This is a genomic window from Candidatus Palauibacter polyketidifaciens, from assembly GCF_947581785.1.
Classification (GTDB): Bacteria; Gemmatimonadota; Gemmatimonadetes; order Palauibacterales; family Palauibacteraceae; genus Palauibacter; species Palauibacter polyketidifaciens.
In genome coordinates, this window is record NZ_CANPVO010000038.1 from 141,158 (window position 1) to 151,224 (window position 10,067).

A 10,067-nucleotide genomic window follows, 5' to 3' on the forward strand; every position below is an offset into this window, starting at 1 on the left:
CAGCATGAAGATCTCGGTCGGAGACCGCGTGGAGCCGTTCACGCTGCCCTACGAAGCCGGAGGAACGGTCGATCTGGGGGACTACCTCGGCCGCGACCGGATCGTACTCCTCTTCTTCCCTCTCGCCTTCACCTCGGTCTGCACGGCGGAGATGTGCCGGCTCCGCGATGAGTGGAGCGCCTACGCGTCGCTCGACGCCGCCGTGTTCGCGATCTCCGTGGACAGCCCGTTCGTCACCTCGCGATTCAGGGCCGAGGAGAACATCCCCTTCCCCATCCTCTCCGATTTCAACCGCACGGTTTCACGTGACTGGGGCGTGCTGTACGAGGAGTTTCACGGGTTCCGGGGCGTCTCCAAGCGGTCGGCTTTCGTGATCGGGACGGACGGCACCGTGGCGTACGCGTGGGTGTCCGAGGACGCGGGCGTCGAACCGGACTATGAGGAACTCCTGCAAGCGGTTGCCGACGCACCCTGAGCACAGAGACAAACAGCAGCCACGGAGATGATCCGATGTCGATACCGCTCGCGCAGCAGCAGTGCATTCCCTGTCGAGGCGGGGTCCCACCCCTGGAGGGAGAGGCCCTCGACGCGCTTGCGAAGGAACTCGGGGCCGACTGGCGCGTCGTGGACGGCCACCACCTCGAGAAGGAGTACCGCTTCCCGGACTTCGTGACGGCGCTCGACTTCGTGAATCGCGTGGGCGGGATGGCGGAGGAGCAGAACCATCACCCGGACCTGTTCCTCGCGTGGGGGCGGGTCGTCGTCCGGATCTGGACGCACAAGATCGACGGGCTGACGGAGAGTGATTTCGTGTTCGCCGCGAAGGCGGAAACGCTGCACCGACCGCGGGCGTGAACCACACGACATCCCCGACGGCCATCGAGGAGTCCGGCGGCCAGGGACGACGGATCGGCGCGTACAGGGGCGCGGAGCCCGGGCCGCTCGTCATCTGCATCGCATCCCTGCACGGGAACGAGCCGGCGGGCATCGAGGCGCTGGAGCGGGTACTGCGCGTTCTCTCGATGAACCGGCTTCGGATGTGTGGGGACCTGGTGGGCCTTCGCGGCAATCTGCAGGCCCACAACGCGGGCACGAGGTTCATCGATGAGGACCTCAACCGCGTGTGGCAGCACGACCGCGTGGACGCGGTGCTGGAATCGTTGCGTGACGGAGGATCGGCGCGGGACGGCGACGGAGCGCCGATGGTCGGGAGCGCCGAGTTGGCGGAGCAACGGGAGCTGCTGGCGGCCTTCCAGTCGGAGCACCGGCGCGCGCGGGGGCCCATCCATGTACTCGACCTGCATACGACATCGTCGGAAAGCGCGCCCTTCACGACGCTCGGGGACACGCTTCGGAACCGGGCGCTCGCGCTCCGCCTGCCCGTCCCCGTGGTCCTGGGACTGGAAGAGCAGATCGACGGGGCCATGCTTCACTACTTCGACCGCCTGGGCTGGGCGAACATCGGCATCGAGGCGGGGCAGCACACGGTCGCGTCATCCGTCGACGTGCATGAGGAGGCCGTGTGGATCCTGCTCGAGGCCCTCGGGCTGATCGAGACAGGAGACGCCCCCGGCGGAGAGGACCGGCGGGCTCGCCTCGCCCACCGGGCGGAGGGTCTGCCACGCGTGCTGGATGTGCGCTATCGCCACGTGGTGTCGGAAGAGGACGAATTCCGGATGCACCCGGGTTTCAGGAACTTCGACCTTGTCGAGGCGGGGCAGGAACTGGCCGTCGATCGGCGCGGACCGGTGTGTGCGGGGTTCGCCGGGCGCCTCTTTCTTCCTCTCTACCAGCGACAGGGCGACGACGGGTTCTTCATCGTCCGTCAACTCGCTCCCGCGTGGCTCGTCGTCTCGCGGCTGCTGCGGGTGGCGGGCGCGGATCGCGTCGCCCCCTGGCTTCCCGGGGTGCGGCCGCATCCCGCGCGGGGCGACGCCGTCGTCGTGGCGCGCTGGGCCCGCAACCGTTGGGTGATCGGGCTCCTCCACCTCATGGGGTTCACCGCACGGGGCGAGAGCGGCGGGGCGGTGATGGTGCGACGCCAGGAAGGGCCCGTCCGCCAGCCGGAGTCTGCGTCCGGGGGCGGTTAGCGACCCGTGGCTCGTCGCCGGCCCTGGTTGGGAACGCGCGCCGCCGCGGTCGCGCTCACAGGCGCCGCCGTGTGGGTCGGCGCGTGCGGAACGGAGGTCACGCCGGCGGAGCCTCCGCAAAACCGGAGTCCGGTGGCGGTGGACGCCCTTCCCGACCTCGACGTGCGGCTCGGACATCCGGCCGTCATCGACGCCGCCGCCTGGTTCCGCGACCCGGACGGCGATGCGCTGACGTTCGCCGCGCGATCCCTCGACGCCGGCGTGGCCCGCGCGACGGCCGCCGGGAGTCAAGTGACGGTGGAAGGGATCGGACCGGGGTCCGCGACGGTGGAGGTCACGGCCCGCGATGGCGGCGGGCTCTCGGCGGCGCAGCGCTTCGAGGCGACGGTCGGGGCCGGGATCGCACTCTCTTTCGGCGTCGCGCAGGCGCGGGAGGGCGGCGCCGCGCGAATCGAAGTCGTGCTCGACGAGGCTGCGAGAGCGCCGCTGACCCTGCGCTATTCGCTGGGCGTCGATGACGCGCGGCTGACGGATGACGCCGATTCGGCGGACGTCGTGGACCAGGGCGAGGGCGAGGTGGAAGTCCCCGCGGGAGCGGCCGGCGCCGTCATCGAGATCCGGATCGCCGACGACGATGAGATCGAGCCGCCCCGGGAGGTCCTCACGCTCACGCTCGACCGGCCCGCGGCCGGGAGCGGCTTCGTGCTCGCCCCTCCTTCAAGCGCTGCGGTCGTCATCCGGGAGGGAGTGTGCGACCGGACGGCCGCCGTGCGCGACGCCATCGTGCGCGGGCTCCGGGCCGACGACTGCACCGCGCCCGACGGCCAGGCGCTGGCCGAACTCCGCACACTGAGGATCAGGCCGACGGAGCCGGGCCTCGAGGCCGGCCCCGGGACGACCCTCGGCGGACTGCACCCGGCGGATCTGAGCGCCCTCCCCGGCCTGGAATGGCTCTCGCTCCAAGACTACCGGCTCGGAGTCCTTCCCCCCGGTGCGTTCTCCGATCTCTCCAGTCTGGAGGTGCTCAATCTCGCGGGAAACCTCATCGCCGACCTGCCGCCGGGCGTATTCGCGGGCCTCCGCAGGCTCGAATGGCTCTCCCTGGTCGACAATCGGCTGCAGACGCTCCCGGCGGGCCTCTTCGGCGACCTCGCCGGCCTGCGGGAACTTTTTCTGCAGGACAACGAACTGCGCGCCCTGCCCCCCGGCGCGCTGACCGGCCTTCGTAGCCTGGAACGGCTGACCCTGGGCGGGAACGAAACCGCCTTCGCCTTCCCCGTGCGGCTCGTGCGAACGGACGACGAGGACCCGACGGCTCCGGGCCCCGCCACGATCGAGGCGCGGATACTGGAGGGCGCGCCCTTCGATGTCCGGCTCCCGCTTGTCGCCCATGGGGGGACGCTCTCGGTCGACTCGGTCCTGGTGCGGGCGGGCACCACGGCGAGCGCCGCCGTCACGCTCACTCCCGGCAGCGCCGCCGGTTCACCGGTCTCCGTCACCATCGGCACGGAAGAGGCGCTTGCCGAAGCCTGCGCCGACCGGTGCGACGGTTTCGATCTCGTCGCGGGGGATCCGCTCGTCGTGTCCAATCCTGCGTCGGTCACGATGTCCGTGCCCCGTGCGTATCTCACGCAGGCGGCCCAGGACCGGGAGGGCGGCGTGCCGTTGGTCGCGAACCGTCGCGCCCTGCTTCGCGTCTTTGCAACGGCCGATGAGGTCAACGGCTTCCTGCCGGGAGCCGCGGCGACCTTCTTCCTCGACGGAGTGGAGACGTATCGAACCGAGCTTGTGCCCCCCGGGGGAGGGATCCCTCTCGCGGTCGACGAGAGCCGGCTCGAGAGGTCCTTCAACGCCGTCATACCGAGCCGGGTGCTGCAGCCGGGCGTGAGCATGGTCGTGGAACTCGATCCGGACGACACGCTCCCCCTGACCTCCTCGAGCCGTTCCCGGTTCCCGGCCGAGGGCCGGCACGATCTCGACGTTCGACAGCTGCCCCCGCTGCGCGTGACACTCGTTCCCGTGCAGTATCATTCGGAGGAGAACCGGGACGTGAATCCGGGCGTGGCGGCGTTCGCGAGCGAACTCGCGACGGCGGCGACGGACGGGGGATCGGCCATCGCCCGGAGCGTGCTGCGTCACGCCCGCACGGTGCTGCCGGCCGGCGACCTGCACGTGGCGCTCCGCGAACCCTACCACACGTGGGCGGACACCTCCGAGGCCGGGATCGTCGGCCTCATCGGCGAGATCGAACTGCTCCGGATGATGGAGGCGGAAGACCACCGGGCGTACTACAGCGGCATCTTCGGAGTCCCGAAACCGCTCTCGCGGCACCCTGACGCCTACTGGACCGACGGGCTCGGGATGCTGGGCGGGCGAAGCTCTCTCACGGGCTCGCACGGTCCGGACGGCCTGCTGCAGAGGACGGGTCGCCTCCGCCTCGTGTTCGCGCACGAGCTGGGGCACAATCTGGGGCGCCCGCACACCCCCTGTAACGCCCCCGTCACCGATCCCGGGACGGTGGATCCCGACTATCCCTGGCCGGATGGCCGGATCGGAGTGTGGGGACACGATTTCGGGGACGGCGGCGGCGACGGTGGCGGTGACGGATCGGGCCTCGGGCATCTGTTCAATCCGGAGGGCTACCACGACCTGATGTCCTACTGCTACCCGCAGTGGATCAGCGACTACAGTTTCACGAGGATGCTGGAGTTCCGCCTCGAGGACGCCGGCCGTGCCGGGGGCTCGGCGTCCGCACGCGCCGCGGATCGGGGAAGTGCGCGGAGCGACATGCTCCTGCTCTGGGGCGGGGTGGACGCCGGCGAACTGCGGCTCGAACCCGCCTTCGTGTACCCGACGACCGCACGTCTTCCCTCGTCGGCGGGTCCGTACCGCCTGTCGGGCCGCGATGCGGCGGGACGGATCCTCTTCTCGCTCAGCTTTGCACCGACTTCGCTCGCCCACGGGACGCATGATGAGAACCGCGCATTCGCCTTCGCGATCCCCTTCGATCCCGCGTGGACCGAGACCCTCGACCGCTTGACGCTGCGGGGCCCTGAAGGTTCCACGACAGTGGACCGCTCCCGGGGTGGCCGCGCGGCAGTGCTCGTGGACGAGATGACTGGACGCGTCCGCAGCATCCTCCGACACTTGCCCGGCACGGCGGGGGCGACGGCGGGAACGAGGGTTCGAACCCTGCGCGGGCTCCCCCGCCATCCAGACTGAGGCTACCGAACACTGTCCAGGCTCTGATGGGCCGTTTGCTCCCGACCGCCCTACCGATTCATGGCCGTACCCGGCCCGCCCGCTGCGGAGACGGCGCCGCGCCGTGGCGCCTCGGCATCGAAGGGTTGGACCCGCTGCTTTTCCGGCGCATCGCGGACTGTGACGAAGCAAACGCATGAAATCAATGCGTTACGTCCGAAGGCAGGCGCCGTGCCGAGGACTACGCGAGGATTGCGAGGACCTGCCGCAGCGCGTCGATGTCGCGCGGTTCGTTGTAGACGTTAGGCGAGACGCGCAGGGCATCTCCACGCAGCGAGGCATAGACGCGGGCCTCGGCGAGGCGGGCGTCCACCTCGGCAAGGTCGCAGCCGACGGGGAGGCGGACGCCGAGGATGTTTCCGGTGCGCCATTCGTCGTCCTCGATCGCCCAGCCGCGGACCCGCAGTTCGTCCGCCAGCCCGGCGAGGAGCGCACGGCAGTACTCGAGGATGTTCGCCGGGCGCCATGCGAGGATGAGGTCCAGCGCTTCGATCAACATGGGGATGAGGATGAAGTTGGATGTCTGGCCAACGTCGTATCGGGCGGCCCCTTCCCTGTATTCGTCGGTGTAGTCCACGAGACCCTGAAAGTCCTCGGAACCGCGGCGCGAAATCCACGTTTCCTCGAGCGGCACACCGTCGTCGAAGCGAGCACCGTAGTACCCGAACGCGGTCGAATAGGGCCCGAGGAGCCACTTGTACCCGACGGTGATCAACGCGTCCGGACGAATGTTTTCCACGTCGAACGGCACGGCGCCGACGGACTGTGAGCCGTCGACGACGAGCGCGGCGCCGACTTCGCGCGCCCGTTCCCCCGCCGCTTCAAGGTCGATCCGGGTGCCGTCCGTCCAGTGGCAGTGAGGCAGCGCCACGACGGCGGTGCCCGGCCCGATCGCTTCCAGCAGGCGCTCGTTCCAGAGCGCGGCGGACGGAGGCGGGCCGGGGCGATCGACCGTTCGGACGTCGCACCCGTGGGCCGCCGCCTGGCGCTGCCAGGCGTAGACGTTGCTGGGGAATTGTTCGCCGAGGACGACGATGTTCTGCCCCGGTTCGAGTGGAAGATTTCGGGCCGCGACCTCGATGCCGTAGGACGCGGAGGGTGCGAGCGCGATCCGCTCCGGCGGAGCGTTGACGAGGCGCCCGAAGCGTTCTCGGGCACGGCCGCAGTCCGTGAAGAACGCCTCGCTCGGGAAGGGCGTGGGCGAGCACTTGCGGCGGATTCCCTCCATCCCGGCCTCAGCGACCGAGCGCGGCAGGGGTCCGAGATAGGCGCAGTTGAGGAAGTGTGCGCCCTCTTCGAGTTGAAAGAGACGCTTCTGGCACGCAAGCGTGGACTCGACCGCGATACTCACCCGGCTGTGCGTCTCATTGGCCCCGACGCGTTCGGCGTCGTGACCGTTCAAGCTTCGTCATGAAGGAGCAGCTCCCGCTGGGGGTCCGACTTCAAGATCCTCGCCGGCGCCACTGGATGTCAAAGAAGGCGCCGACTCGGCGAGGAGCCCTCTCAGTCTGGCGCGGTCCACCTTGCCCGTCGCCGTCCGGGGGAGACGGTCGAGCACCTCCCAGCGGCGGGGCACGCGCGGACCCGACAGCCGTTCGCGGCACCACGGATCGAGCCGGGCGGGGAGGTCGGGCTCTTCGCCGACGACGACAGCGACGACGACCTGCCCCCACCGGGGATCCGGCACGCCGACGACGGCGGTTTCCCGCACTTCCGGGTGGGCGGCGAGCACGGCCTCGACGTGGGCCGGGTCGACGTTCGCTCCTCCGCTCACGATCCGGTCGCGCAGCCGCCCCGTCACCTCCAGGCGACCCTTCTCGTCGAGACGGCCGAGGTCGCCCGTCGCGAACCATTCGCCAGTGGGCCGCACGGGCTCTCCGACGTATCCCCGGAACAGTGGGTCGCCGCGCACCTCGATGTGCCCCGCGGCGGGCGCGACGTCCGGCCCTTCGCCCGCGTCGCCGGGCGGGCGGATCCGCACTTCGACGCCGGTCAGCGGGACGCCGGCCGACCGGTCGCCGGCGCGCACCTCCGCCGGAGTCGCCGTGGTGACCTGCGACCCCGCCTCGGTCAATCCGTACGTCAGCGCGATCGGCCACCCGGCGGACAGCGCCCGCTCCGCCAGATCCGGCGGGGTCGCCGCGCCGCCGAGCAGGACGGCGCGCAGAGAGCCCGGCGGCCGGGCGCCGGCGGCCAGCAGCCCGTGCAGCATGGCCGGCACGAGCGAGAGGTGCGTCACGGCGAGTTCGCCGAGCGCCCGGGCGACGGAGGCGGCGTCGAACCGCGGCCCCGCCAGCGCGACCGTGGCGCCCGCGGCCGCGGCCCTCAGCGGCACGGCGAGCCCTCCGATATGCGCCCAGGCGAGCGTCGCGAGCCACCGGTCGCCCGCGCCGAACCCGAGGCGCTCGTTCGAGGCGATGGCGTTCGCGCGCAGCGACCGCCATTCGTGGGCGACGAAGCGAGGCAGGCCTTCGGTGCCGGAGGTGGGGAGAATGACGCCGGCTCCGGGGAGACCCGCCCGTGCCGAAGGCGCGGCTGGAGCGCGGCGATGCGTCGGAACGGAATCCCGCAGATGCAGGGCGATCTCACCGATCCCGGGGACCGCGAGCGGCCGGGACCTCCACCCGGCGGTCGGCCACGCCGCAGCCTTCCCGGTGAGGGCGGCGTCCGGCTGGAGCGCCGCGACAAAAGCGTCCCGCTCATACGACGTCCACTCCCCGTGTGCGGGCGCGAGCACCCGGGCGCCCCCGGGCGCGGCTTGCGGCGCGACCGCGGCAAGGGCGGCCGCGCCGGCCGGATCCAGCGGGAACTGGTGAGCGACGACAGCCCCCGCCTCCACCCCCTCTTCTTGCAGTACCCCGGCCACCGTGTCGCCCGCGGCGCGGATCTCGGCGGCCGGCCACGCCCGGTCTCGCGACACGAGCGCGTAGGACAGGGCCGGGACGGAAGTCGCGGGTTCGTTCACCACAGGCAGCCCACCGCGAACAGGAGACCCCAGGCCCCGGTCGTCCGCGCCGTGGCGGCGAGGGCGGCGTTAAGCGCCCGCGGGTTCTCGTACGTCCACACGACCCGTAGCGGCGCGGCCGCGAACAGAACCGCGCCCGACGCGAGCAGCGTCCCCGCAGGCCACCATCCCGCCATGACGCCGACGGGCGGCACGGCCGCGGCGACCGTGATGAGCAGCGAATATTGGACCCGCGTCGCGGCCGGGCCGATCCGCACCGCCAGCGTGCGCTTTCCCGCCGCCGCATCCGTCGTGATGTCGCGCAGGTTGTTCACCACCAGGACCGCCGTGGCGAGCGCCCCCGCGCCGAGTCCCGCGATCAGCGCCTCGGGCACCCAGCGGAGGAGCTGCACGTAATACGTGCCGGTCACGGCGACGGGACCGAACAGGATCCACACGGCGAGATCGCCCAGCCCGTGGTAGCCGTACGGCCACGGCCCACCCGTGTAGCTGACAGCCAGAAGGATCGAGCCCACGCCGATCCACACGACCGGCCATCCACCCACGATCGCGAGATAGATGCCCACCGCGAAGGCGAGTGCGAACGAGACCGCCGCTCCGAGCCGGACGGCGGACGCGGTCAGGAGGCCGGCCTGCGTGACCCGCGGAGTGCCGAGCCGGTCGGCCGTGTCCGCCCCGCGCGCGAAGTCGGAGTAGTCGTTCGCGAAGTTCGTGCCGATCTGAATCAGCAGCGCGGCGCCGAGCGCCGCCAGAAAGGGCGCGACGGCGAAACCGCCGTCCTTCCACGCCAGCCCGCCGCCCGCGAGCACGGGCCCTGCCGCGGCCGGAAGCGTGCGCAGGCGCGCGCCGGCGATCCACGCGCCCGGGCTGCCGGGCGTTACGGACGCCAAGGGTACTGTCGGAAGTTCGGCGCGCGCTTCTCGAGGAACGCGTTCTTCCCTTCCTGGCCCTCCTCCGTCATGTAGAAGAGCATCGTCGCGTGACCCGCGAGTTCCTGGAGCCCGGCCTGCCCGTCGCAATCCGCGTTCATCGCCGCCTTCAGGCACCGGATCGCGAGCGGGCTTTTCCCGAGGATTTCGCGCGCCCAGTCGACCCCCTCCGCTTCCATCCGCGCGAGCGGCACGACCTTGTTCACGAGCCCCATCCGCTCGGCTTCCTCCGCTCCGTACTGCCGGCACAGGTACCAGATCTCCCGTGCCTTCTTCTGGCCCACCGACCGCGCCAGGTACGAGGAACCGAACCCCCCGTCGAAGCTTCCCACCTTCGGCCCCGTCTGTCCGAACACGGCGTTGTCCGCAGCGATCGTGAGGTCGCACACGACGTGCAGCACATGCCCTCCGCCGATCGCATATCCGGCGACGAGCGCGATGACCGGCTTCGGCATCGAGCGGATGAGGCGCTGGAGATCGAGGACGTTGAGGCGCGCGACCCCATCCTTCCCCACGTACCCGGCCGTACCGCGCACCCTCTGGTCGCCGCCGGAGCAGAAGGCCCATTTCCCGTCCCTCGAAGGTCCGTTGCCGGTGAGGAGAACGACGCCGATCTCCTCGTCATCCCTCGCGTCCTGAAACGCCTCGTACATCTCGAACAGCGTGTCGGGACGGAACGCGTTGCGAACCTCGGGCCGGTTGAAGGCGATGCGGGCGATCCCGTCGCTCTTGTGATAGGTGATGTCGCCGTATTCGCCGGCCGGCTTCCAGTCGACGCCGCTTTCCGGAGGGGAAAAGGTCTCTGCCATCTCGGGGTCTCCC

Annotated in this window: 8 protein-coding genes; 4 read left to right on the forward strand and 4 right to left on the reverse strand. The window is 70.8% G+C overall.

Annotated features, from left to right (window positions below):
• The first annotated feature begins 4 nt into the window (after positions 1-4).
• Genes RN729_RS10260 through RN729_RS10275 form a run of 4 tightly spaced genes read left to right on the forward strand, consistent with a single transcriptional unit; the run spans position 5 to position 5,312 of the window.
• The gene (locus RN729_RS10260) at positions 5-475 is read left to right on the forward strand and encodes a redoxin domain-containing protein (protein WP_310784463.1); all 471 of its coding nucleotides are present in this window, start codon (positions 5-7) and stop codon (positions 473-475) included.
• 35 nt (positions 476-510) lie between these two features.
• Positions 511-855 (forward strand): 4a-hydroxytetrahydrobiopterin dehydratase, encoded by a 345-nt coding sequence (locus RN729_RS10265; protein ID WP_310784464.1) that lies wholly within the window; start codon positions 511-513, stop codon positions 853-855.
• On the forward strand, positions 852-2,090 hold the full coding sequence (locus RN729_RS10270) for a succinylglutamate desuccinylase/aspartoacylase family protein (RefSeq protein WP_310784465.1): 1,239 nt from the start codon (positions 852-854) through the stop codon (positions 2,088-2,090). The genes RN729_RS10265 and RN729_RS10270 overlap by 4 nt, the downstream gene beginning before the upstream one ends.
• A 6-nt stretch (positions 2,091-2,096) precedes the next feature.
• A complete protein-coding gene (locus RN729_RS10275) occupies positions 2,097-5,312 on the forward strand; it encodes a hypothetical protein (RefSeq protein ID WP_310784466.1) in 3,216 nt (1,071 codons plus the stop codon).
• Positions 5,313-5,532: 220 nt separating this feature from the next.
• Here RN729_RS10275 and RN729_RS10280 read toward each other — a convergent pair whose 3' ends face one another.
• The 4 genes from RN729_RS10280 to menB are packed head-to-tail and all read right to left on the reverse strand — an operon-like array spanning position 5,533 to position 10,054.
• Complete coding sequence (locus RN729_RS10280; RefSeq protein ID WP_310784468.1) at positions 5,533-6,702, reverse strand: aminotransferase class V-fold PLP-dependent enzyme; 1,170 nt, start codon at positions 6,700-6,702, stop codon at positions 5,533-5,535.
• A gap of 57 nt (positions 6,703-6,759) precedes the next feature.
• On the reverse strand, positions 6,760-8,316 hold the full coding sequence (locus RN729_RS10285; RefSeq protein ID WP_310784470.1) for an AMP-binding protein: 1,557 nt from the start codon (positions 8,314-8,316) through the stop codon (positions 6,760-6,762).
• Positions 8,313-9,206 carry a 1,4-dihydroxy-2-naphthoate polyprenyltransferase gene (locus RN729_RS10290; protein ID WP_310784472.1) on the reverse strand — a complete coding sequence of 298 codons (894 nt, stop codon included), beginning with the start codon at positions 9,204-9,206 and terminating at the stop codon, positions 8,313-8,315. Before RN729_RS10290 ends, RN729_RS10285 begins: the two co-directional genes overlap by 4 nt.
• Positions 9,194-10,054 carry a 1,4-dihydroxy-2-naphthoyl-CoA synthase gene (gene menB, locus RN729_RS10295; protein ID WP_310784474.1) on the reverse strand — a complete coding sequence of 287 codons (861 nt, stop codon included), beginning with the start codon at positions 10,052-10,054 and terminating at the stop codon, positions 9,194-9,196. Before menB ends, RN729_RS10290 begins: the two co-directional genes overlap by 13 nt.
• Positions 10,055-10,067 lie beyond the last annotated feature (13 nt).

Bases quoted from the DNA above. Each gene is read 5' to 3' on its own strand.
- RN729_RS10260 (WP_310784463.1), top strand. From the start codon at position 5: ATGAAGATCTCGGTCGGAGACCGCGTGGAGCCGTTCACGCTGCCCTAC.
- RN729_RS10265 (WP_310784464.1), top strand. From the start codon at position 511: ATGTCGATACCGCTCGCGCAGCAGCAGTGCATTCCCTGTCGAGGCGGG.
- menB (WP_310784474.1), bottom strand. From the start codon at position 10,054: ATGGCAGAGACCTTTTCCCCTCCGGAAAGCGGCGTCGACTGGAAGCCG.